Here is a 24,586-nt window from a genome sequence, read left to right on the forward strand (position 1 = left end):
ATAATGTAACTATCATTGTTGAGCTTGTTACCCCCATTGCCCTTGAGAAAGAACTCCGTTTTGCTATAAGGGAAGGTGGAAAGACTGTTGGAGCCGGCGTTGTCACTGAGATTATAGAGTAGAGGGGAAAAAGATGAGGCAACTTGTAATACTTGCATGTTCGGAATGTAAGAACAGGAATTATACAACAACAAGAAATAAACAAAAAACACCAGATAAGCTTGAAATGAAAAAGTATTGTAAATCTTGCAAGAAACATACATCACACAGAGAGACAAAATAAGAAGGCCAGTAGCTCTAACGGATAGAGCACCGGACTCCAAATCCGGGTGTTGGGGGTTCGAATCCCTCCTGGCCTGTAAACTATGGAGATTTTATGGATCTCAAATCTAAATTGGATGGCATCAAGGATTACTTCAGAGAAGTTTATGTGGAAGCTAAAAGGGTCACATGGCCGTCAAGAAAAGATGCTGTTAAAGGGACTTATGTTGTATTGATAACAGTTGCAATTGCAGCAATATTTCTTGGTATTGTCGATGTAGGATTAGCAAAGATTATACAGGCGTTATTGCGTGGATAACCAGGATAATAAAATGGAAGAGATAATGGAAAAAAAGTGGTACGTTGTACACACATATTCTGGTTATGAACAGAAAGTGAGAGAGGGCTTGGAAGAAAATATACATAACGGTAAAATGGAGTCATATTTTGGCGAGATTATAGTACCGTCAGAGATTATTATGGAGAGAGTTAAGGGACAGGTGAAAAAATCTCAACGGACGGTTTTTCCAGGATATATTATTGTGAATATGGTAATGAATAACGATACATGGTACCTTGTGAGAAATACACCAAAAGTAACCGGCTTTGTGGGATATGATAAGATGAACCCACCGCCTTTACCTGAAAATGAGGTGAGCGAAATCTTAAGCGCCATTCAGGAAGGCAAGGGTAAAATTAAACCGAAAATTAGATTTGAAAAAGGCGATGGCGTTAAGGTAACTGAAGGACCTTTTACAAACTTTACGGGCAGTGTAGAGGAGATAAAACCTGAAAAAGGCAAGGTAAAAGTGCTCCTCAATATTTTCGGGAGAACAACTCCGGTTGAGTTGGATTTTATTCAGATAGAGAAAATATAAAGGAGTTGTAAGATGGCAAAAAAAGTTGTGGCAATGGTGAAGTTACAGTTACAGGCAGGTCAGGCGACTCCATCACCTCCTGTCGGACCGGCTCTTGGTCAGCATGGTGTCAATATAATGGAATTCTGTAAGGCATTTAATGAAAGAACAAAGTCCCAGGAAGGAACTATTATCCCGGCATCAATAACAATTTTTTCTGACAGGACTTTTAGTTTTATTACGAAAACACCCCCTGCCACGTTTCTTATAAAAAGGGCAGCCAAATTGGCTAAAGGAGCACATAATCCAAAAAAAGAAACAGCTGGAACCATAGCAAAATCACAGATAAAAGAAATTGCCCAGTTAAAGATGCAGGATCTGAATGCAAAAGATATTGACGGTGCAATAAAGATCATTGAAGGCAGTACGAGAAGTATGGGAATAGAGGTTGTGGAAGGATAACGAAGCAGGCGAAAGGTATAGGGTATAAGGCAAAAATTAAACTCTTTGTCTTTTCCCATCAGTCCTTAGCCTACAATAGAAGGAGTAATACACATGGCAAAAGTAGGGAAAAAATATTCAGAGGCACGGGAAAAAATAGATAGAGAAAAAAAATATGATATGGATGAGGCCCTTGAACTGCTCCCACAGATTTCTTTTGCAAAGTTTGATGAGACTGTTGAATTGGCTTGCCGGCTTGGTGTTGATCCCAGACATGCCGACCAGATGGTCAGGGGTAGCGTTGCGCTCCCTAATGGGCTTGGTAAAGAAGTGAAAATAGTTGTTTTTGCAAAAGGACAAAAGGAGAAGGAAGCAGAGGAAGCCGGGGCAGATTATATCGGCGCAGAGGATTTGATTGAAAAAATTCAAAAGGGATGGCTGGATTTTGATAAGGCCGTTGCTACCCCGGATATGATGGGAGCGGTTAGTAAACTTGGTAAGATACTTGGTCCGAGAGGGCTTATGCCCAATCCGAAAGTAGGGACAGTGACTTTTGATATAGCCAAAACTGTAAAAGAAATGAAAGCAGGACGGGTGGAATTCAGGGTAGATAAAGCAGGAAATCTCCACGTTCCTGTCGGTAAACTCGGTTTTGGAAAAGAGAAGATAATAGAAAATATTAATTCACTCATCGAAGCTGTTATCAGATTAAAACCACCTTCAAGCAAAGGAGCTTACTTTAAGGGGTTGGCCGTTTGCACAACAATGAGTCCAGGCATAAAGATAGATCCTGTCTATGTTAGGAACTTGACTAAATAGGGAAAGAGTCAGAGAAAGCAGGTGCAAATATGTTAAACGATTACGGCCTGCCGAGATTTCGTGTTTTTTGTCTCCCTGACTTTCCATATATTATATGAAAGGAGGGATGAAACCCATTGGAAAGAACAAAAAAACAAAAGGTTGTTGAAGAATTAGGGGCTAAACTCAACCGGATGAATTCCATGTTTATTGCGGAATACAGCGGTCTGAAAGTATCCCAGATGACAAAGCTCCGAAAAGAGCTGAGAAGCGTGGGTGTGGAATTTAGTGTTGTAAAAAACACGCTCTTAAATATTGCATCTGAAGGAACAAAGGCGCAAGCTCTGAAAGACAATTTTTCAGGTCCAAATGCAATTGTCTGCATTTATAAGGACCCGGTGAGTGCAGCGAAAACAATAACAGGTTTTTTGAAAGAGATGCCTCAATTGAAATTGAAAGCAGGTTTTCTGGGAGAACAGGTATTAACACCGGAAGACATTCTGAAGCTTGCTACGCTGCCATCAAGAGAAGTACTGATAGCGAAATTAATGGGCTTGCTGCTAGGTACGCCACAGAGATTCGTATATGTGCTTTCCGGTAATTTGAGCAAGCTTATGATAACACTGAATGCAATTAAAACAAAAAAAGAACAAGCCTGAAGGAGGTATATTAAATGAGCGTTACAAAAGAAGATGTTGTACAGTTTATTGAAAACATGACAATCCTTGAACTCTCTGATTTTATAAAGGTACTAGAAGAGAAGTTTGGAGTTTCAGCAGCAATGCCCATGATGGCGGCTGCCCCGGCAGGTGGGGGACAGGCTGCAGCGGCTGCGGAACCGGTAGAGGAACAGACAGAGTTTAACGTTATCCTCACAGGATATGAAGCAGAGAAGAAGATACAGGTAATAAAAGTTGTAAGAGCTATTACAAGTCTTGGACTCAAAGAAGCAAAAGACCTTGTTGAAGGCGTCCCAAAACCTGTTAAAGAAGGTGTTTCAAAAGATGAAGCTGCAAATATCAAAAAACAGCTTGAAGAAGTAAGCGCACAGGTAAAAGTAGAGTAATATCTTTAGCATAGAGCAAAAGGGCTGATATTTTCAGCCCTTTTGCTCCTGACTCTACGCTAAAAAACAAGGAGTGAATAAAAATATGAGGGAAACTTTCCATAACAGGATATTCAGGAAGAACTACGGTAAGATAAAAGAAGTTCTCGATATTCCCAACCTGATTGAAACCCAGCTCGATTCCTATGAGATTTTTTTACAAAAGGATGTACGACCGGATAAAAGAGAAAATATAGGGCTACAGGCAGTTTTCAACAGCGTGTTTCCCATAAAAGACTCTCATGAGACTACGACGCTCGAATTTGTAAAATATGAAATAGGTGAACCGAAAAATTCCGAAGAAGAATGTATCTTTCGGAGCGTAACATATGCTGCACCAATGAGAGTTGCTATACGTCTTGTAGTGTGGAATGTTGATCCTGATACAAAAATTCGGGATATACGGGCAGTGAAGGAACAGGATGTATATTTCGGCGAGATTCCTCTTATGACCGAAAGAGGAACTTTTATTATAAACGGGACAGAAAGGGTTGTTGTCAGCCAGTTGCACCGATCGCCCGGTGTCTATTTTGATTGTGATCAGTCAAAATCAACCCTCGGAGGAAGCCTTTCATACAGCGCACGAATAATCCCGTACAGAGGCTCCTGGTTAGACTTTGAGTTTGACCATAAGGAACTTGTTTATGTAAGAATAGATAAGAAGAAAAAGATGCATGTAACATTGTTTTTAAAAGCCCTTGGATATAAGGAAAAAGAGATACTTGATTATTATTATGATAAAGAAACAATCATTATAAAAAATGAAAAGCTATATAAACAAACGCCCCTTGCACTTCTTGTTGGGCAGAAAGCACCTTCTGATATTATCAATGAAAAGACAAAGGAAGTTATTGTAAAAAAACATAAAAAGATTACTAAAGCAGTGATCAAAAAGATGGAGTCTGCCAATATTAGTGAGATCCCCATTGAAGAAGGTGACATCATCGGCAGAACTACATCGGAAAATGTCATTGACCCAAAAACAAAAGATATTTTAATTCCGATAAATAGAGAGATTACAATCGATGATATCGAAAAGATAATAAGCAAAAAAGTAAACAGGTTTGATACCCTTTTTATCGATAATCTGAATGTAAGCGCTTCCTTAAGCAAAACATTACGCGAGGACGGTTTAAACACCAAGGATGAGGCACTGCTTGGAATATACAGAAAGCTGAGGCCGGGAGATCCTCCTACTACAGAATTTGCTGAAGCCCTAATCCAAAATATGTTTTTCAGCCCTGAAAGATATGACCTTTCGAAAGTCGGCAGGCTCAAAATCAATCACAGGCTTAATCTTGACATTCCTCTGGAAGAAACAGTGTTAAGAAAAGAGGATATCCTTGAGGTTGTGGGACATTTGCTCAGACTTAAAGATGCCCGGGGGCCTGGAGACGACATAGACCATCTTGGGAACAGAAGGGTGAGAACTGTGGGCGAGCTTCTTGAAAATCAGTTCAGGATGGGGCTTGTGCGGATGGAAAGGGCTATTAAAGAGAGACTTACATTCCCGGAGATGGAGACATTGATGCCCCATGATCTGGTAAATCCAAAACCTGTTGCCAGCGCTGTAAAGGACTTTTTTTCAAGCAGTCAACTTTCTCAGTTTATGGATCAAACAAATCCACTCAGCGAGATTACACACAAACGTAGATTGAGTGCCCTTGGACCAGGAGGCTTGACGCGTGAACGAGCGGGGTTTGAGGTCAGGGATGTTCACCCTACACATTATGGAAGAATATGCCCTGTTGAGACGCCTGAAGGCCCGAATATCGGCTTGATAGCTTCACTTTCCACATATGCAAAAGTCAATGCATTTGGTTTTATAGAGACACCATACAGGGAAGTGGTCAACGGCAGGGTAACAAATAAAGTTAAATATCTCAGCGCGCTTGAAGAGGAGCCGTACTATGTTGCACAGGCAAACGCACCCGTTGATAAGGATGGAAAGTTTACCGCAGATCTTATAACTGCTCAGAAAGGAGGAGGATTCTATCTGGTAAACCCGGAAGAAGTAAATTTTATGGACGTCTCCCCGAAGCAACTTGTAAGCGTCTCTGCATCACTAATCCCATTCCTGGAGCATGATGATGCAAACCGTGCTCTTATGGGATCAAACATGCAGCGACAGGCAGTGCCGTTGATCACTACAGAAGCTCCGATTATCGGTACGGGCATGGAAAAGGTTGTAGGCAGGGATTCCAGGGTAACAATAACAGCAAGATCTGCCGGTATTGTAAAGAGCGTAGATGCAAACAGGATCATTGTCCAGTATGAGGAAAAAGACAAAAACGAAGAGCCGGCCATTAAGATAGATGTATACAACCTTCTGAAATTCAGGAGATCAAATCAGGACACCTGCATAAACCAGAGAGCAATTGTGAATGAAGGTGACTATGTAAACAAGGGAGACGTACTTGCAGATGGGCCCTCTACAGACAGAGGTGAACTTGCCCTTGGTAAGAATGTGCTGGTCGCGTTCATGCCATGGAGGGGATATAATTATGAAGACTCAGTGCTTGTGAATGAGCGGCTTGTCAAAGAAGATTTATTTACCTCTATACATGTTGAAGAATTGGAATGCGTTGTAAGGGACACAAAACTCGGCAAGGAAGAAATTACAAGGGATATACCAAGTATCGGTGATGAAGCCCTAAAAGACCTTGATGAAAGCGGCATTGTAAGGGTTGGCGCAACGGTAAAACCCGGAGATATTCTTGTAGGCAAGGTTACTCCGAAGGGAGAAACACAGCTTACACCAGAAGAAAAACTTCTGCGTGCCATATTTGGTGAAAAAGCAGGTGATGTGAAAGACACATCACTCAGAGTACCGCATGGCATCGAAGGCATAGTCATTGATGTGAAGGTGCTTTCAAGAAGGGGTGTTGATAAGGATGACCGGAGCAGGCTTATAGAAGACATAGAGGTATCAAATATTTTAAAGGATCAGGAAGAACAGGTTAAGATTATTCTGGAAAGTACAATGGAAAAGCTGGGGGAAGCATTCCTCGGAAAAAAATCCCCTGTTGATATAAAGGATGACAAAGGAAAAATAATTATCAAGAAAGGGGAAGTTCTCAATGTAACAAAAATAGGTTTTGTAAACCTTCATAAACTTCAGAATATTGATTTTAATAATGATGAGCTGGAGGCCAAGGTCTCTAAAATACTTGACAGCAAAGAAAACCAGATTGAAATAATTAAACTGTATTATGAGGACAAGATAAACAAAATCAAGAAAGGCGATGAACTGCCTCCGGGCGTTATCAAAACGATCAAAGTATATGTAGTTATGAAAAGAAAGATTGCTGTGGGTGATAAAATATCAGGCCGCCACGGGAATAAAGGCATCGTATCTATCATTCTTCCCGAAGAGGATATGCCTTTCACGGAAGACGGGACACCTATTGACCTTGTTTTGAATCCTCTTGGTGTTCCATCCCGTATGAATGCCGGACAGATACTAGAGGTACACCTTGGATGGGCAGCTAAAGAGCTTGGTAAGAAGATAGGCGAACTGGTTGACAACTATTACAAAAATACCAGTTCTCCAGAGATTATCAAGGCTAAACTGAAAAAGATTTTTAATCACGGTGAACTCAGCGGTTTTATTGAGAAACTGAGCGATGAGGAAATAATAGAGTTGGCAGACAGGATGAGGAATGGCGTTAATGTAGCAGTTCCTGTTTTTGATAGTGCGAATGAGAGCGAGATAAAGGAATTGTTTGAAATGGCGGGAATGTCAGATAACAGGCAGGCACTACTTTACGACGGCAGAACAGGAGAGACATTTCACCATAAGGTCACCATAGGCAATATGTACTTTTTGAAATTACACCATCTTGTTGACGACAAAATTCATGCCCGTTCCATAGGCCCATATTCACTTGTTACTCAGCAACCCCTTGGCGGAAAGGCACAATTTGGCGGACAACGACTCGGGGAAATGGAAGTTTGGGCATTGGAGGCATATGGAGCCGCTTATTCTTTACAGGAATTCCTTACAATTAAATCTGATGATGTAAATGGCAGGATAAGGGCTTACGAAGCTATTGTAAAGGGTGAAGATGTACTTGAGCCGAGTCTCCCGGAATCTTTTAATGTATTGGTAAAAGAACTGGAGAGCTTATGCATACACGTAGACCTTATTAGGGAAGAATAGCAAAAGGCAGTGTTGAATTAATCAATATGGATGTTGAATTTTTGGGTTTATAAATCAACATTCAGCATTCAAAATTCAAAACTGTTTTATACGGAGGTATAAGATTGGAAGATTATTTTAAGGTTTTTGAAAAACAGAAGGATCCTTTGGGATATGCAGCTATGAGGTTATCGCTTGCATCTCCGGAAATCATTGAAAAATGGTCCTGTGGCGAGGTAAAAAAGCCTGAGACAATCAATTACCGGACTTTTAAGCCGGAGAAGGATGGGCTATTCTGCGCCAAGATATTTGGTCCTGTAAAGGATTATGAATGCATCTGTGGAAAATATAAGAGGATGAAACACAGAGGCATTATTTGTGAAAAATGCGGGGTAGAAGTCATTCAGTCAAAGGTGAGAAGAGAAAGAATGGGACATATAAAACTCGCATGTCCTGTTGCGCATATCTGGTTTTTGAAAAGCATGCCGAGTAAGATTGGGACCTTGCTTGAGCTAACGATAAAGGAAGTTGAAAGAGTTTTGTATTTTGAGATGTATATTGTTATCGAACCCGGTTCATCTCCGTATGAATTTTGTGAATTGATGAATGAGGAGAAATATATAGAGGCTAAAGGAAAGTATGGCGATACATTTGTAGGTGGGATAGGCGCTGAGGCAATGCGGGAATGCTTGAAGAAGATAGATATAGAGGAACTTACAAAAACACTCAGGATTGAGATGCGTGATACAGCAAGCGAGGCAAAAAAGAAGAAGCTTGCGAGAAGGCTTAAGGTGGTGGATGCTTTCAGGGTTTCAAAAGTGAAACCTGAATGGATGATACTTGATATTGTCCCTGTGCTTCCACCTGAACTTCGCCCCCTTGTTCCTCTTGATGGTGGAAGATTTGCAACTTCTGATCTGAATGACCTTTACAGAAGGGTGATAAACAGAAATAACAGACTGAAAAGATTGATGGAATTGAATGCTCCAGAAATTATTATACGGAACGAAAAAAGAATGCTCCAAGAAGCAGTGGATGCTCTTTTTGATAATTCAAAACGCGGACGTGTTGTCACAGGGGCAAGCAAGAGACCTCTTAAGTCTTTGAGTGATATGCTCCGTGGTAAACAGGGAAGATTTCGTCAGAACCTTCTTGGAAAACGTGTAGACTACTCCGGCAGGTCTGTTATTGTTGTAGGCCCTCATTTAAGACTTCACCAGTGCGGTCTCCCGAAATCCATGGCTCTGGAGCTTTTCAAGCCCTTTGTATATAATAAATTGATAAAGAAAGGGTTTGCTACAACAATTAAGAACGCAAAAAAGATTGTTGAAAAAGAAAGACCCGAGGTCTGGGATGTACTCGAAGAGGCGATAAAAGAACACCCTGTGCTCTTGAACAGGGCTCCAACATTACACCGGCTTGGAATTCAAGCCTTTGAACCGCAGCTTATTGATGGAAAAGCCATCCAATTGCATCCTCTTGTATGCACAGCCTATAATGCTGATTTTGACGGAGACCAGATGGCGGTTCACGTCCCGCTTTCAATTGAGGCGCAGACTGAGGCGCGGGTACTCATGATGTCAACAAACAACATCCTTTCACCTGCAAACGGGAAGCCTATTATTGTTCCCACGCAGGACATCGTCCTTGGTCTTTACTATCTGACAATCGAAAGAAAGTATGTAAAAGGTGAAGGAAAAATATTTGCCGATCCCGAAGAGGTGAACATTGCCTATGATTGCGGGGAAATGGATTTACACGCACGGATAAAGGTGAGACTGGATGGAGGGCAGCTTGTTGATACAACCGTCGGCAGGGTTATTCTGAGAGATGTTGTTGAAAATGCCTTGATGGAACTGAATGCAGATCAGCGAACGTTGATTATGAACGAAATGTTTGAACTGATCAACAAGGTTATGGACAAAAAAACAATAGCCCAGCTTGTTGATAAATGTTACCGGGTAGCCGGGGAGAAAGGCACGGTAATCCTTTCCGATAGATTGAAAGATCTGGGTTTTTATTTTGCAACAATAGGCGGTATTTCTATCTCGATAGACGATATGATTGTTCCAGCCAACAAACAGGAGCTTATTGAAAAGGCATATGATGAGGTACGCATTGTTCAGAAGCAGTATGCTGAAGGATTGATTACCGATGGTGAGCGATATAATAAGGTTATCGATATATGGGCAGATGTAACCGAAAAAATTGCAGATGAGCTTATGAGGGAACTTGGCACTGAAGAGATTATCAATCCTGAAGGAAAGGTAGAATATCAGAACAGTCTTAACCCAATATTTATTATGGCAAATTCCGGTGCAAGAGGTAATGCTCAGCAGATCAGACAGCTCGCGGGTATGAGGGGCCTTATGGCAACACCTTCCGGCGAGATTATTGAAACACCGATTACGAGTAATTTTAGAGAAGGATTAACAGTTCAACAGTACTTTATATCCACCCATGGCGCACGTAAAGGTCTGGCTGATACCGCCCTCAAGACAGCGAACTCAGGTTATCTAACCAGGAGGCTTGTTGATGCTTCACAGGATGTGGTTGTATCGGAACATGACTGCGGCACCTTCGATGGAATTGAAGTAGGCTCACTGATAGAAGGCGGTGAGGTAATCGAACGTTTGGATACGAGGGTTCTCGGAAGAGTTGTGCTTGAAGACCTGAAAGATCCTGATGGAGAGATTATTGTAAAAAGAAATGAAGAGATACGGGAAGAACACCTGAAGAAAATAGAAGAAGCCAGCTTTGAGAAGATAAAAATCCGTTCTGCTCTGACATGCAGGTCAAAACGCGGTATCTGCGTACTTTGTTACGGGAGAGATCTTGCACGAGGCCGTCTTGTAAGTATAGGTGAAGCAGTAGGTATCGTTGCTGCCCAATCTATAGGGGAACCAGGGACACAGCTTACTATGAGAACATTCCATATCGGCGGGGCGGCATCAAGAAGGATAGAGCAGTCTACTCTGGAAGCAAGAAATGACGGGTATGTTAAATTGTTAAATGTAAAGGTAGTAAATAACAGAGAAGGTGTCCCTGTTGTTATGAACAGAAACGGCGAAATTGCCATTGTAGATGAAGCGGGCAGGGAAAGAGAAAGATATGCCGTTATATATGGCGCCAGGCTTGTATTTGGTAGCGCTGAAGGTTCTCCTAAGCCGGTTTCTAATTCAGCAGAAGGAAAAGGGCAGTACATTAAGGAAGGCCAGATTCTTGCCGAATGGGATCCTTATACAATCCCAATTCTCTCGGAAGTATCAGGGAAGATCAAATTCGGAGATATTATTGAAGGCGTAACGATGCAGGAGAGCAAGGACGAAATGACAGGGCTTTCTTACAGAGTTGTTATGGAGCCAAGGGATCAGGATCTGAGGCCAAGGATATCCATAAAGGACGATAAGGGTAAAACGATTAATATACCAGCCAGTACAAGTCCTGCCCGGTATATCTTACCTATTGGAGCACATATTATTGTAAATGAAGGAGATGAAATTCACGCAGGCGACGTTGTGTCGAAAATACCGCGAGAAACGACTAAGACAAAGGATATTACCGGCGGTCTTCCGAGGGTTGCAGAACTTTTTGAGGCAAGAAGACCGAAAGAAAATGCAACGGTAACCGAGGTAAACGGTTTTGTTTCCTTTGGTAAGACCACAAAGGGCAAAAGGGAGATCTTTGTAAAGCCTGAGAGAGGCGAGCCGATAAAGTATACAATCCCGAGAGGTAAACATATAGTCGTTCATGAAGGGGACTATGTTAAGGCAGGGGAGCCGTTGATGGACGGCCCTGTGAGCCCCCACGATGTGCTTCGGATACTTGGTATCAAAGCACTTGCCCGTTATCTTGTGGATGAGATTCAAGAAGTTTATCAGTTGCAGGGCGTGAAGATAAATGACAAGCACATAGAAATTATAGTAAGACAGATGCTCAAGAGAGTAAGAATAAGAGATGTAGGCGATACAAATTTTATTATTGATGAACCTGTTGAATGGTGGGTATTTGAAGAAGAAAACGGGCGGGTTTTGGAAGCCGGCGGGAAGCCTGCCAAAGCAGAACCGTTGTTCTTAGGAATAACAAAGGCATCCCTTATAACAGACAGTTTTATCTCGGCAGCAAGCTTTCAGGATACCACGAAAGTTCTCACACAGGCTGCGATAGAGGGTCGGGTTGATTACTTACGAGGCCTGAAGGAGAATGTAATTATGGGCAGGGTTATTCCTGCAGGAACAGGTTATTCAAGATACAAAAACTATGATATGACAGTCCTTGAAAAGCTGGACGAGGACGTGGAAAAATTACCTGAGGCCGAGGTTTCGTAATTTTCTTTCAGCTATAGCAGCCTCTTCTGTTTTCGGATAGAGTTCTATAACCTTCTTAAGGACGGTTTTAGAACTCTTTGCGTCTTTAATGCTGCTGAATGCGTCTGCCTGCGACAGAAGCGCCCTTGAGGCTTTATCGCTTTTGGGATATTTATCAATTACTTCCTGGAAGCTTACAATTGCTTTATCATAGTTTTTAAGATTCATATAACTTTCTCCCAGCCAGTAGTATGCATTTGAAACCAAGGGTGTTCCGGGATAGGCGTTGATAAAATCTGAAAATTTAATGGCTGCTTCATCATAAGCACCATTCTGGAATTTATCAAAAGCTCCTTTGTATGTTGCTTCATATTTCAGATCAACCTCTTTTGCAGGTATTTGTGTCGGCTGATTTATAATTGGCGGCTTGACGTTCCCGGTTTTTAATGCGTTAATCTCGGCTTTGGTGTCCTTCCAGTATATCTGAAGCTGATGATCCAGTTCCTCGATCTTTCCAAGCATCGTACGATTATTATCATCTCTATTTTCGATAGATGTGGTTACACTCATAAGCTGTTTCCTTAAACTTTCCTGCTCTTTTACAATAGCGAATAACTTTGTATTAACTTCATTCTTAAATTGATTGAAATCACCTGACATGAAATTTACACTGCTTTTCAGTTGCGCTGCCTCTTCTGTTGAGGCGCAGCTGAAAAGTGTAACAGAAGTGAAAACCAAAATGACAAAAGTTGAAAAATGAATGGAAGAAAATAAAGTTCTGCAGGGAAAAAACGGCGTTTTTTGTTTTTTTGAATTCAAAGAACAATGTTCAACATCGAAAATATTATTTAATAATTCTTTCATAACTACCCCTTTTGATCAATTTTAAAGCTTGCCCTTCTGTTTTTTGCCCAGGCATTTTCTTCATGACCTGAATCAATGGGGATCTCTTTCCCAAAAGATATTGTCTTGATATTTGTGTCGTCCACCCCCAGCTTTACCAGATAATTCTTCACTGCCTCAGCCCTTTTTTGGCCCAGAGCAAGGTTGTATTCGATAGTCCCTCTTTCGTCGCAATGCCCTTCAACGACTATTTTTATTTTCTTGTATTGTTTTAACCATTGCCCAATCTCATTTAATTTTGGAAAGTAGTCTGACCTGATTGAGCAGCTGTCAAATTCAAAATAGATATCCTTAAAAGGCGCATTTTCCATAAGCTCTTTAAGCGACCAATCTCTTGTTTTATCTCTTTTTGCAATGTCCTCTTCAGATATAACGCGATCTTTAAGTATATCCTCACCCCTTTGGATTGCCTGTGCCTGTTTTTGTTCTGTTGGTGTCATCTGGACTGTTTTGGTTGCACATCCATAGCTTGTCAAGATTAAAAAAGCAACTAAAATTGTTAAGTATTTCATGTAAATCCTCCTCCTTGTATTAACTAACAGATGTTGTTATGTGTATATAATATCTAATATTTAATTACGGTGCAAATTTAGGTTGTGATTCTTCACCGTCAGTAAATTTCAGCATTTTTTTGCTTTCGCCATTAATAAGCATTAAATATACATTGTACTTTCCACCCTTGTTCGACGAGTATATAATATACCTCCCACATGGTGAGAACTGAGGCGAATCATTTAAACCGCCGACTGTTAAAACGCGCTGGTTTGAACCATCAAGATTCATTGTGCATATCTCAAAAGCCCCCTCAAACTTTGCAACAAAGGCAATCAGGTCACCCTTTGGCGATAAAACCGGTGAAGTATTATAGCTACCGGAATATGTAAGCCTTTTTGGAGTACCGGAAGGTAAATCTTTTATGAAAATCTGAGGAGATCCGTGCATATCAGACACAAAAACCATTTTTGTGCCATCCGATGAAAATGACGGTGATGTTGCTATCCCATCGTTTCTTTGAACAATATTCTTATACTTATTTTCAACGTTAAGAGTATATATAGTCGAATACCTGCCCAAAGTATGGGAGTATCCGAAGGTTGTATCCCCTATCCATGTTGTTCCGATCTTCATCCCGTCTGCCTTGTCGGTATATATCTCCCTGTTGTTCTCAATATCCATAATATAAAGATTGGGCCTTCCTTCTCTGTAGGAAGTATATGCCAGATATCTGCCACTGGGGGAGATTGAGGGGGATAATGTAATGCTCTTGTAATTTGTCATCTTTTTCAGATTGGACCCGTCAATATCAGCCATATAAATATCTTTCCGGCTCCTGCCTCCTGAGGCAAAAACAATCTTTGAACTCATAATGCCTTTTTCACCTGTAATGGCAAGCATGATATCGTCTGCCAGCTTATGAACGATTTTTTTCCAATCTTCTGTATTAGTTCTATAGCGTTTTGCAAGCATTAAAGCCCCATCGAGCGTGTCGTAAACAAATGCTTCGAGTACCAGATCACCGTTTATTTTCTGAATTTTACCTTTGCATACCAGTTCAATACCAATCGATTTCCAATTGCTGAATTTTATTTCCTGTTTTTCAATGCCTTCATCGGTAAGTTCCTTATCCATTAAAGATTGTGGTGCCACAATAAAAAACCCGCACATATCCAGATCCTTGTTTAAAAGATCGCTCATGTCCATTCTTGACCTGTCAATATTCTCACCTTTAAAAGGCGGTACGCCTATGGTTATTTTCTTAAAACTCTTTCCGAAAATATCAAGATATACCTTTGCATTAGCCATCTTTGCTGTAAAAAGAATCATTACTATGACTAATGCGGTAAGTACTAACTTAGGTTTTGTCATTATTCCTTCTCCGTTGTTTTTAATAATTTGTTATTTACTATACGATAAGTAGAATTATATTCTCCTGTGTATGTCAAATAATTAATATGACATATTGTGCTCTAATTCAAGAAAAATAAACAATATTGCAGAAAAAGGCTGAAGAAGTACCTGATTACAAACTATAAAAAACCGTTTGTGCTTATTTGTCCGGGATTATTTTATTGTACACAAAATTATGATACTCTATGTTTTAGATTACTAACATTCACAGTATAGTGAAATCTGGTTAAGCAACGTTGAAGGTTGTTTTGTTGATAAACTGGTGTATAGTGGCCTTAAAGTCACATAATAAAGGCCTTAAGAGGACCCAATTTAATCAATAGAATTAAGAAAAATAAAACAATGGAGGACCAATGAACAAAAAACATTATGCATGGGTTATTGCATTTACTGGAACTCTTGTAACAATCCTTGCGCATGGGTTTGGAAGAATGTCATATTCGGTAATATTACCGTCCATGAAGGATGGCCTCTATCTTAATTATACACAGATTGGTCTTATTGGAACGGGAAATTTTATCGGTTATCTTTCCCTTGCAATAATAGGTGGTTTCCTTGCAGCGCGCTTCGGAGTAAGAAGGGTGGTTTTTGTATCCCTTATTATTATAAGCATAGCCCTATTTTTAACAGGTTTTTCCGAATCTTTCCTGTTTGCTTTTTTTATGCGGTTTTTTGCAGGGGCAGGAAATGGGAGCAGTTATGTCCCTATTATGGCATTGCCGGCCGCCTGGTTTGCTGCAAAGAACAGGGGGCTTGCAACGGGTATCGTTTCCGGGGGAATAGGGGTTGGTCTTTTCCTTTCAGGAGTTATTATTCCACCGGTTATTACACATTTTGGTCACGATGGGTGGAGATATGCCTGGTTTTTTTTGGGAATTGCAGTATTTATTCTTGCTTTTGTCTGTTATGCTTTTTTAAGAAACAACCCGAAAGAAATGGGACTTTCCATGTATGGAGGTGATGAAGAACAGAAGGGCGGAGCCAAAGTTACACTTTTTTCCGCATGGAAGGATATTGTTAGAGAAGCAGAAATATGGAAGCTTGGCTGTGTTTATTTTATGTACGGTTTTTCTTACATTATATATCTCACATTTTTTGTCGCATATTTAACAAAAGAGATAGGAATTTCGCCATCAACGTCAGGGGCTATTTTTGCCGTACTGGGTATTTTCAGCATTTTTTGCGGTGTTGTGTGGGGGGGCATATCAGACACCATTGGGAGAAGATATGGTTCAATGCTTGCCTATATAACCCTTTCAATTTCTTATATTATCTTTGCCTTTTACAAGGTTGAAGCTGGTTTTTACCTATCCGCTTTTGTGTTCGGCATATCCGCCTTTTCAATCCCAACCATTATGGCTGCCGCTGCCGGTGATACAGTCGGGGGCAGACTTGCCCCTGCAGGGCTTGGTTTTATAACACTTTTTTTTGGAGTAGGACAGGCATTGGGTCCGGCAATTGCTGGATGGATTAAGGATACAACAGGCACATTTACAAATGCATTTATCCTTTCTGCTGTTATATCGCTTGTTGGTGCTGCAGGTTCGCTCATATTACGGAAAAAGGTATAAAGATTTATAAATCTGTGCTTTTTTGGTTAACAAATTAGTGGATAGTGTTATAATAAAAAACAGGATGTAAAAAGGTTATATTTATGGGGGAATCATTATGATTAGCAATATCTTTTTTGGTATAATAACCCTCTCAATTGTTGTAGCAACTTGTGCCTTAGTTCATGCTTTAATTGAGGTAAGAGGGGCGGTAAAGGCAGCGAAGGATTTTATAAAGACTACGGAAGATATCTTATATCCAACGCTTGAAGAACTAAGGAAAAGTCTGAAGAGCATGAGAAATGTGACAGATAATGCAACAGCCATTACAGAAGATGTAAAAACCTTTTCCGTGTCGGTGAGAGAGGCTGGTAAGGATATTATGCATGTAAGTAAAGTTGTTAATAGTGTAGTCTCAACCCCATTTTTTTGTGTATCCGGTTTAAGGGCAGGAATAAAAGCCGCTATAGGGGTCATTTTAAAAAGTGTTATAAGTAAAAAGGCAAAAGCCTAATAATAAAGAGGAGGAATAAGATATGGCAGAGGAAGGAAAAGATTTTAGTGCTGGTTCAATGCTCCTTTCATTCTTTCTGGGAGGACTGGTAGGTGCCGGTATTGCACTGCTTATAGCCCCAAAAGCAGGTGAAGAAACCAGAAAAATGATAAAAGAACTGGCAGATGATGCAAAGAAAAAAGCAGAGGACTATCTTGAACAGGCAAAAATCAAGGCAACTTCTGCTGTGGAGAAAGGAAAGGAATTCATAGAAAAAGAGAAAAATATCATCGGATCTGCTATAGAAGCCGGCAAAGACGCCTATGAAAAAGAGAAGGAGAAATAGGCGTAAAAGCTAATAGATTCCATAACACTGTTTTAATCTTTTTTGTTATTGTCCTTGGGTATTTAAGCTACAGGATTTTAGCACCGTTTTTATCTGCCCTGGCGTGGGCCATTGTGCTTTCAATAGTATTTTATCCACTTTACAACTTTTCCCTAAAGTTTGTAAAGTGGAAATATATCGCGTCTTTTATCACCCTTTGCATTATACTTCTATTAATTTTTGGTCCTTTTTCTTATCTTTCTTACTTGCTTACACAGGAAATGAACTCCCTGATTGAGTATGTAAAAGCCGGTAAGTTTGATGTCATAGACAAAACACTTCAGCACCCTGGTATAAAGAAAATTGTTTACAAGATATTGTCCTTATTTAATATGTCGGAAGGAGATTTGCAGGGAGTTATTACAAGCAACATTTCCCAATTAGGGGGGCAATCATTAGGCATTATTAAAATTGGAATCGGTAATGTTGCAACAGCTACATTGGATTTTGTTTTTATGTTTCTGTCTGTCTTTTTCTTTCTTGAAGACGGGCCGGTGTTTTTGGAAAAACTCAGCAGCTATATGCCCTTTTCCAAAAAAGAAAAAGAGAAGTTGACAAAACAGGTAAGAGACATAGTTATATCAACTATTTATGGGGGAATTACAGTTGCAATAGTCCAGGGGTTGATTGGTGGAATTACATTATCCCTGCTTGGAGTACATTCTCCTGTTGTATGGGGGTTGGCAATGTTTATTACCTCATTTATTCCGTTACTGGGGACGTTTGTAATATGGGGTCCCATAGCTGCTTATCTTTTATTTCAAGGTTTGTTTTTAAAGGGCATTATTCTTATAGTGATCGGTATATTGGGTATAAGTATGGCAGACAATATTCTTAGACCCCTTATTATTAAGGGCAAAGTGCAGATGCCAACTCTTGTTATTTTTTTCAGCATTCTGGGGGGCATAAAAATGTTCGGCTTCATAGGGTTTATCATGGGGCCACTTGTATTGGCATTGTTTATGTCTATAGTCGAGGTCTTCAGATATTCAGAGGAGGATAGCATCTGATCAAGGAAATTATGGTTGCAGCCCGGATACGTCATTGGCAACGGTGTCGGGTTGTTCTAATTTAAAAAACAGAAAACTGGTTTTGCCTTTGGTAGGATTTATTCGAGAAAACTTTCCAAGCGTTTCCGTCTTGATGGGTGTTTCAATTTTCTTAAAGCTTTGGCCTCTATCTGTCTTATTCTTTCTCTTGTCAGCCCGAAAACCTCTCCAACTTCTTCAAGGGTATAATCAGTTTTTTCTCCTATGCCAAGACGCATCCTGATAACCTTTTCTTCTCTTGGTGTCAGGGTTGACAGAACTTTATCTATCTCTTCTTTCATGGATATTCCTACAAGTTCCATAAAAGGCGAAGGCGATTTCGGATCGGCTATAAAATCGCCAAGCTTGGATTCGTCATCTCCTATTGGAGTTTCAATGGATATAGGTTCATTAGAAACCTTCATTATTTTTCTCACCTTTTCCAGGGGAAGGCCGGCTTTGTTTGATATTTCATCAAGATTTGGTTCTCTGCCAAGTTCCTGGAACAGTGATATGGTAACCTTGGTAATTTTATTCATTGTTTCGAGCACATGGACAGGAACCCTAATTGTGCGTGCATAATCGGCGATTGCTCTTGTTATTGCCTGTCTTATCCACCATGTCGAATATGTAGAAAATTTGTATCCCTTTTGATAGTCATACTTTTCTGCAGCCTTCATGAGACCCATATTTCCTTCCTGAATAAGGTCGAGAAAAGAAAGTCCTCTATTCAGGTATTTTTTTGCAATATTTATAACAAGCCTCAGGTTGGCTTGAATTAGCCTGTTTTTAACAATCTTCAGACTATTCTCTATCTCGCCAATCTCCGTAAGTTTAATCCTTACAATTTTTGCTTCACCATCATCCATAAACCTTAGCTGTCTCCCTATCTTTCTTATGACTTCTTCAAGGATCTTCTTATTCAGCTTGAGATTGACCAAGGCTTCTTCAATTTTACCGTCAATAGCATTGAGCTTTTTTTCCAATTGTTTTCTATTTTGTGCATCGGTCTTCGGCAGTTTTTTTCTTACTTCCTCTTTCTTATCAAAGAGGCTTTTCACGTTGTTTATTAAGGAGATTGCTTTTTTCTTATATTTTTCTTCGTCTTTCTTCGTATAATTTATTTCATCAATGCTCTTGATGACATCGATAATATTGATAGTCTCTTTTTTAAGCTGCGACCCTATCTCCTGAAGTTCGTTAACAGACTGAGGCAGATCAAATAATAAATTCCTTATTTTCTTCTCTCCCTCTTCTATTTTTTTAGCTATCATATATTCTTCATCGGATGTCAGGAGGGATACCCTGCCAATATCTTTTAAGTATGCCCATATGATATTATCCGTTCTTTCCGAAGGGAATTTTTCTGCCTCTCCCCATTCCTGAGCTTCTTCTTCAGGTGCATCAATCTTCTCTTTTATTGTTTCAACAATATCTATATTAGATTCGGAAAGAAAATCAAAAATATCCTCTATGTCTTCAGGCGAAAATATACTTTGCGGTAAAAAATCATTTATTTCATCAGGGGTGAGATACCCCTTCTCCATACCAATGTCAATAAGGTGTTTTATCTCAGTAAAGTTTTTTATGCTCATGTTAACCCCAAAATGTAAAGAATGCCCTTTATTTTACAAAAGGGCATTCTTATCTTTTTATAGATATCTTTATAATGTTTAACTATAACAACAATTTAACTGTTAGTCAAGCCAGTTTTAAAATGGTAAAGAAAGTATTTGACTAAATATCAAATACCATATATAAAAAACCTATAAAATATTATGGAGGTTGACATGTTTAAAAAAATTGTTTGCCCTGTAGACTTCTCTGAATTTACAGATGGTATTATCAAATATGCTGTCAGCTTAGCAAAGAAGTACGATGCGGAACTGCACCTTTTCCATGTAATACCTAATTTAAACTACTTCACGCCCTACGAATCTTTTCTAACCCCAGAAAATCTTGTCTTAATCGAAAAAAATATTGAAAAAGAGGTTGAAAAAGACTTTGAAAAGATAATAAAAGGGATCGATATAACTGTGAAAAAAGTTATTAAAACAGGCGTAACATTTGTTGAAATTATTGATTATATAAAAGAAGAAAATATTGACCTCGTGGTTATGGGAACACACGGAAGAAGCGGCATTGAACATATCCTGATTGGAAGTGTTGCCGAGAAGATTCTAAGAAAATCACCCTGTCCTGTCCTTACAATAAGACCAAAAACAAAGGTGCTCTAAAAGGTCAAAAAAAACTTAAATCACCATCTAAAGCAGGTGGTGATTTAAGTAATATATCCATATAGTTCCTTAACGTTTTTCAAAGGGATTATCTCGATCCCCCCTGTTTTTTCTACTCCTTTCGGGCAGAAAACTTTTTTTATCCCCAGCCTTTCACATTCTTTTAGCCGGATATCCATGCTCATGACCTTCCTTATTTCACCTGTGAGGCCTACTTCTCCGAATAATGCTGTATCTGCGCCAACATTCACATCTTTATAACTTGAAATGATTGATGCAGCGACAGCCAGATCCACAGCCGGTTCATTCACCTTAAGACCGCCCGTTATGTTTACATAGACATCTCTGTCAAAAAATGGTTTGCCGAGCGCCTTTTCAATTACCGCTATGATAATAAACAGCCTGTTCGGATCGTATCCAAGAGACACCCTTTTTGGAATGGAAAACATTGTCTTCGGTATTACAGACTGTACCTCAAGCAATATAGGCCTTGAACCGGTAATATGAGGAAAGAGTGTACTGCCGGCACCGATATCACCTCTTTCAGAAATAAAAAATTCTGAAGGATTGTCCACACTTACAAGACCGTCTTTTTTCATCTGAAATATTCCTACTTCGTCAACGGGGCCATATCTGTTTTTTATTGACCTGAGCATCCTATAGGGCAGCATCTTATCACCCTCAAAATATAGGACCGTATCAACCATATGTTCAAGCACCTTAGGCCCTGCAATAGCGCCTTCTTTTGTTACATGACCTATGATTATATGGGTGGTTTCACTCTTCTTCATTTCCATAATCAATCTTGAAGAGACATCTTTTATCTGGCCTATACTCCCGGGAAGCATGGGGAGTGTTGAATTATAAACAGACTGAATCGAGTCTATGATTACAAGACGATATACTTTATCGGATAATGCCCCCAGTATATCTTCAAGCCGGTTTGTAGTAAGTATTGAAAAGGGGTCTTTTATGTTCAGCCTTCTTTTTCTGGAGGATAATTGTCTTAAGGATTCTTCGCCTGATACATATAATACTTCATATCCAAGTTCGATCATTCGAGAGGCTATTGCAAAGCATACAGTGGTTTTACCTATGCCGGGATCACCCCCAAGGAGTATGGAAGACCCGCATACAAGACCGCTGCCAAGTACCCTGTCCATCTCAGTAAGGCCAAGGACAACCCTCTCTTCCGGCAGTTCTTCGTCAGACACCGTTACAGGTTTTACCACAATTTGGGCTTCTTCATTGTCAGGTTGGTACTCTTTTATGGTATCCCAGGAAGCGCACCTGGGACATTTTCCCATCCACTTAAATGTTTCATAGTTGCATACTTCACAAACAAATATTGTTTTTTTCGGCATTTTTATCCTTTTTAATCTTAATCCTTTTTTAAATGCAATCTCAAAAAAGCCGATTGATATTTCAGCAGTTTCTTTGTCCATTCCATTGTCTTTGGGAATTCATTAGGTGAGAGCTCAAGCGTTACCATCCCGTCATAACCCAACCTCGTCATGGTGTTCAGTAATTTCACAATCGGCAAGTCTCCTCTGCCCAGAAAAAGATGACTTTTGAATGATTGACCATCACTTATATGAATATTTTTCAGCCTTTCTGTTTTAAAATAATTGAGAAATGCTACAATGATATCGTCACCACATGTTGCTATGTGCGTGGTATCGAAGGCAAAGAACAGGTTTTTTCTAATGCCGAATGATATCAGGTCGCGGTAATTATATAATACATAAGGGGCGAGCATAAATTTTTGCCCGACACGAGGCATATTTTCTATGGTCAGGTATACATCATCGGTTCCAATTTCCTTTTGAAAGTTATCGGTATTGTTAAACCATTTTAAAAAACTAAGTTCAAAGGAGAACCAGGAAGGCGGGTGGAAATTAACCAACTGAGCACCCAGTATTTTTGCGACTTCAACGCTTTTTATGAGGTTGCCTCTGTGTGTTCCCCAGGCATCTATCCTTGCAAAAGGGGCATGTATCGAGTATATAGGCAATATTTCAAGACATGCCTTTACAGTGTTTATATATTGAGCGTTATTAAACCTGCCATCAATCACCAGATCACAGCCGTCAAAACCTGCCTCTGCTGCAAGATAAAAGACCTCCCTTATAGGAAGATAGTGGAGACATCCTGTAGAAAAAAGGATTTTCATAAAATCATGATTGATTCATCGTTATCCGTAAGCACCCTGTAGCGGGAATTTTCAATCAAGACCGTATTTTCTATGCCACAAGCACCTTTTTTTGGAAAGACCATTTTAGGTTCTATGGCAAAAACCGCCCCTTCTTCTATCGGATAGGTATGACTTGCTGCGATAAAGGGCAATTCTGCCAGTTCAATGCCGATCCCGTGAGCAAGGAACCTTACCTTGTGGGGTTTGTAACCAAGGTAATAATCTCCATACCCGAGCTTTTCTGCAAGTTTTTTTGAGTATTCAAAAAGTTCGCTGCTTACCATGCCTTCAAGCACCTTATCGAGTACACGGTAGTGTATCTCCCTGCAAGCCTCAAAAGCCCCCTTGAAAGGTTCAGGCATTGAACCAATAGCGTACATCCTTGTCTGATCAGCCTGATAACCGTGATAGCAGATACCAAAATCAACAAGAATGGGTTCACCTTTTTTAATCTTCTTCATGCTCGCGCCTACAGGAAAAGCCGGTGAAAGCCCCAGCCCACCCATAGGGGAATCTGACTGGCTTACAATGCTTCCTGTACGTCCGCTTATAACATGCCACGAGTATGCTTCATAATTCATAGATCGGACACGCAACAGGCCTTCATGTCCAAGTTTTTTCGCATATGCCTCAAGCAGTCCGCCCAGTTCAATTTCTGTCATGCCCTCTTTCAGCAGTTCAGGCACCTGTTGATAGACCTTCTTTTGTATTGCTGCAGCCCGTTCCATAATTTTTATTTCAAAAAGTGACTTTCTCTTTCTCAGTTCCTTTGTAAGGGGAGAGACATTGACAAATTCACATTCGCCCAAAAGGTCTTTGAATTTAATCACATCGTTATAGGGCATTACATCGAGCTGTATCCCGACATTTTTCAAAGGTGTTATGTGTGGGAGGATGTCTTTTATTGAACTCATAGGAACAATCTCTTCAAGAGGGGACTCCCTGCGCGCCCTTGATATCTCCCTCTTAACGAACAAAACCGGTTTCCCTTCGAGGGGTACAAAGAGAAGTGAGTCCTGCATTGTGCCCGAAAGATAATAATAATCGATTTTATAATGGAAAAAGGCCCCTTTAAGAGAGGCCTTTTCCATTAAACCCTTTAGTTTATCAATTCTATTATAAATCTCTTCTTTTGGTGCATAGAGCATGCAATTATTTATCCTTCCAGACAGGTTTTCTTTTTTCCATAAAAGCACCGATGCCCTCAACTGCATCTTCTGTTTTCATACAGCCATGAAGATAAATAATTTCAGATGCTTTCAATGCATCGGTGAAATTCAGGTCAAGCCCTGCCTTAATGGCGCGCTTTGTCCAGATGCTGACCGGCCTGCTCTTGTTCAGATATTCAGCAAGATATTTATCCACTTCAGCCTTGAAATTTTCAACAGGAAGTACAACATTTACGAGACCTATGGCCTCAGCTTCTTTTGCGTTCAGAGCCTTGCCTGTCAGGAGAAGCTCGTAGGTCTTTTTAAGGCCGATGATCTTAGGGAACAATGCAGCGGCAACAGGCGGGAACACACCTACGGCAATCTCCGGTTGACCTATTCTTGCCTTCTCAGAGGCGATCACGATATCACAGAAGCTTGAGAGTTCGCAGCCACCGCCCAGAGATCTGCCGTTTACTACTGCAACGGTAATAACATCCATCTCTGCCATGTGCCTGAACATCCCGTGGAAGACATCGATCATTTCATCCACTTTGTCGTCTGTGTGGTCTGCAACATCTACACCGTCACAGAATGCCTTCTCTCCTGCATGATCAAAAACGAGAAGTTGTACAGATTGATCCTTTTTTACCTCAACAAGCACTTCATTGATCTCTTTCATCATAGAGATGGTAAGCCAGTTTGAAGGAGGCGTATTAAGTGTTATCTTTGCAACCTTATCTTTTTTTTCATAAACAATACTATTGAAACCCATGGCTATTCTCCCTTGCTCTTATTTTGTATTTTGTATTTTGTATTGCGGATTTACC

At 40.1% G+C, this 24,586-nt stretch carries 23 protein-coding genes and 1 tRNA gene; 16 read left to right on the forward strand and 8 right to left on the reverse strand.

From position 1 onward, the window contains the following. The 11 genes from NT010_00810 to rpoC all read left to right on the forward strand — a co-directional run. A partial coding sequence (locus NT010_00810; GenBank protein MCX5804594.1) for an elongation factor Tu occupies window positions 1–122 on the forward strand: 122 nt, incomplete at its 5' end. A gap of 11 nt (window positions 123–133) precedes the next feature. Beyond that, the gene (gene rpmG / locus NT010_00815; GenBank protein ID MCX5804595.1) at window positions 134–283 is read left to right on the forward strand and encodes a 50S ribosomal protein L33; all 150 of its coding nucleotides are present in this window, start codon (window positions 134–136) and stop codon (window positions 281–283) included. A 2-nt stretch (window positions 284–285) separates the two neighbouring features. Beyond that, window positions 286–359 (forward strand) — tRNA-Trp (locus NT010_00820). Window positions 360–376: 17 nt separating this feature from the next. Next, the gene (gene secE, locus NT010_00825; GenBank protein ID MCX5804596.1) at window positions 377–580 is read left to right on the forward strand and encodes a preprotein translocase subunit SecE; all 204 of its coding nucleotides are present in this window, start codon (window positions 377–379) and stop codon (window positions 578–580) included. 25 nt (window positions 581–605) lie between these two features. Then, the gene (gene nusG, locus NT010_00830; protein ID MCX5804597.1) at window positions 606–1,139 is read left to right on the forward strand and encodes a transcription termination/antitermination protein NusG; all 534 of its coding nucleotides are present in this window, start codon (window positions 606–608) and stop codon (window positions 1,137–1,139) included. 12 nt (window positions 1,140–1,151) lie between these two features. Continuing rightward, window positions 1,152–1,580, forward strand: a complete 429-nt coding sequence (gene rplK, locus NT010_00835; GenBank protein ID MCX5804598.1) for a 50S ribosomal protein L11 — start codon at window positions 1,152–1,154, stop codon at window positions 1,578–1,580. A gap of 93 nt (window positions 1,581–1,673) precedes the next feature. Then, entirely contained in the window at window positions 1,674–2,378 is a 705-nt protein-coding gene (gene rplA, locus NT010_00840) for a 50S ribosomal protein L1 (protein ID MCX5804599.1), read from the forward strand. A 116-nt stretch (window positions 2,379–2,494) separates the two neighbouring features. Further along, a complete protein-coding gene (gene rplJ, locus NT010_00845) occupies window positions 2,495–3,016 on the forward strand; it encodes a 50S ribosomal protein L10 (protein MCX5804600.1) in 522 nt (173 codons plus the stop codon). 14 nt (window positions 3,017–3,030) lie between these two features. Continuing rightward, entirely contained in the window at window positions 3,031–3,423 is a 393-nt protein-coding gene (gene rplL, locus NT010_00850) for a 50S ribosomal protein L7/L12 (protein ID MCX5804601.1), read from the forward strand. A gap of 85 nt (window positions 3,424–3,508) precedes the next feature. Beyond that, entirely contained in the window at window positions 3,509–7,624 is a 4,116-nt protein-coding gene (rpoB, locus tag NT010_00855) for a DNA-directed RNA polymerase subunit beta (protein MCX5804602.1), read from the forward strand. Between the two features lie 104 nt (window positions 7,625–7,728). Continuing rightward, window positions 7,729–11,931, forward strand: a complete 4,203-nt coding sequence (rpoC, locus tag NT010_00860) for a DNA-directed RNA polymerase subunit beta' (GenBank protein ID MCX5804603.1) — start codon at window positions 7,729–7,731, stop codon at window positions 11,929–11,931. Here rpoC and ybgF read toward each other — a convergent pair. The 3 genes from ybgF to NT010_00875 form a co-directional block, all read right to left on the reverse strand. Next, on the reverse strand, window positions 11,908–12,774 hold the full coding sequence (gene ybgF / locus NT010_00865; GenBank protein ID MCX5804604.1) for a tol-pal system protein YbgF: 867 nt from the start codon (window positions 12,772–12,774) through the stop codon (window positions 11,908–11,910). The genes rpoC and ybgF overlap by 24 nt on opposite strands. Before the next feature lie 2 nt (window positions 12,775–12,776). Continuing rightward, a complete protein-coding gene (pal, locus tag NT010_00870; GenBank protein MCX5804605.1) occupies window positions 12,777–13,325 on the reverse strand; it encodes a peptidoglycan-associated lipoprotein Pal in 549 nt (182 codons plus the stop codon). A 64-nt stretch (window positions 13,326–13,389) separates the two neighbouring features. After that, window positions 13,390–14,679: a hypothetical protein gene (locus NT010_00875; protein ID MCX5804606.1), complete on the reverse strand. Its 1,290-nt coding sequence runs from the start codon at window positions 14,677–14,679 to the stop codon at window positions 13,390–13,392. 395 nt (window positions 14,680–15,074) lie between these two features. Here NT010_00875 and NT010_00880 point away from each other — a divergent pair, with 395 nt between their 5' ends. The 4 genes from NT010_00880 (at window position 15,075) to NT010_00895 (ending at window position 18,159) form a co-directional block, all read left to right on the forward strand. Next, on the forward strand, window positions 15,075–16,292 hold the full coding sequence (locus NT010_00880) for an MFS transporter (protein ID MCX5804607.1): 1,218 nt from the start codon (window positions 15,075–15,077) through the stop codon (window positions 16,290–16,292). A gap of 97 nt (window positions 16,293–16,389) precedes the next feature. Beyond that, on the forward strand, window positions 16,390–16,785 hold the full coding sequence (locus NT010_00885) for a hypothetical protein (GenBank protein MCX5804608.1): 396 nt from the start codon (window positions 16,390–16,392) through the stop codon (window positions 16,783–16,785). A 22-nt stretch (window positions 16,786–16,807) separates the two neighbouring features. Further along, window positions 16,808–17,110 (forward strand): YtxH domain-containing protein, encoded by a 303-nt coding sequence (locus tag NT010_00890; GenBank protein MCX5804609.1) that lies wholly within the window; start codon window positions 16,808–16,810, stop codon window positions 17,108–17,110. A gap of 35 nt (window positions 17,111–17,145) precedes the next feature. Then, window positions 17,146–18,159 (forward strand): AI-2E family transporter, encoded by a 1,014-nt coding sequence (locus tag NT010_00895; GenBank protein MCX5804610.1) that lies wholly within the window; start codon window positions 17,146–17,148, stop codon window positions 18,157–18,159. Between the two features lie 98 nt (window positions 18,160–18,257). On the opposite strand, the gene rpoD is transcribed toward NT010_00895, so the two are convergent. Continuing rightward, on the reverse strand, window positions 18,258–19,772 hold the full coding sequence (rpoD, locus tag NT010_00900; protein MCX5804611.1) for an RNA polymerase sigma factor RpoD: 1,515 nt from the start codon (window positions 19,770–19,772) through the stop codon (window positions 18,258–18,260). Between the two features lie 195 nt (window positions 19,773–19,967). Between rpoD and NT010_00905 the strand changes: the two genes are divergently transcribed. Next, window positions 19,968–20,414 (forward strand): universal stress protein, encoded by a 447-nt coding sequence (locus NT010_00905; GenBank protein MCX5804612.1) that lies wholly within the window; start codon window positions 19,968–19,970, stop codon window positions 20,412–20,414. A gap of 44 nt (window positions 20,415–20,458) precedes the next feature. On the opposite strand, the gene radA is transcribed toward NT010_00905, so the two are convergent. From radA to NT010_00925, 4 genes are read right to left on the reverse strand one after another with little or no spacing between them, the layout of a single operon-like run. Further along, window positions 20,459–21,859: a DNA repair protein RadA gene (gene radA / locus NT010_00910; GenBank protein MCX5804613.1), complete on the reverse strand. Its 1,401-nt coding sequence runs from the start codon at window positions 21,857–21,859 to the stop codon at window positions 20,459–20,461. Then, on the reverse strand, window positions 21,796–22,587 hold the full coding sequence (locus NT010_00915) for a TIM barrel protein (protein ID MCX5804614.1): 792 nt from the start codon (window positions 22,585–22,587) through the stop codon (window positions 21,796–21,798). Before NT010_00915 ends, radA begins: the two co-directional genes overlap by 64 nt. Continuing rightward, entirely contained in the window at window positions 22,584–23,804 is a 1,221-nt protein-coding gene (locus NT010_00920; GenBank protein MCX5804615.1) for a Xaa-Pro peptidase family protein, read from the reverse strand. The genes NT010_00915 and NT010_00920 overlap by 4 nt, the downstream gene beginning before the upstream one ends. Beyond that, complete coding sequence (locus tag NT010_00925; protein ID MCX5804616.1) at window positions 23,761–24,531, reverse strand: enoyl-CoA hydratase/isomerase family protein; 771 nt, start codon at window positions 24,529–24,531, stop codon at window positions 23,761–23,763. Before NT010_00925 ends, NT010_00920 begins: the two co-directional genes overlap by 44 nt. Window positions 24,532–24,586: the final 55 nt, after the last annotated feature.

Source organism: Pseudomonadota bacterium (genome assembly GCA_026388275.1).
Lineage (GTDB): Bacteria > Desulfobacterota > Syntrophorhabdia > Syntrophorhabdales > Syntrophorhabdaceae > JAPLKB01.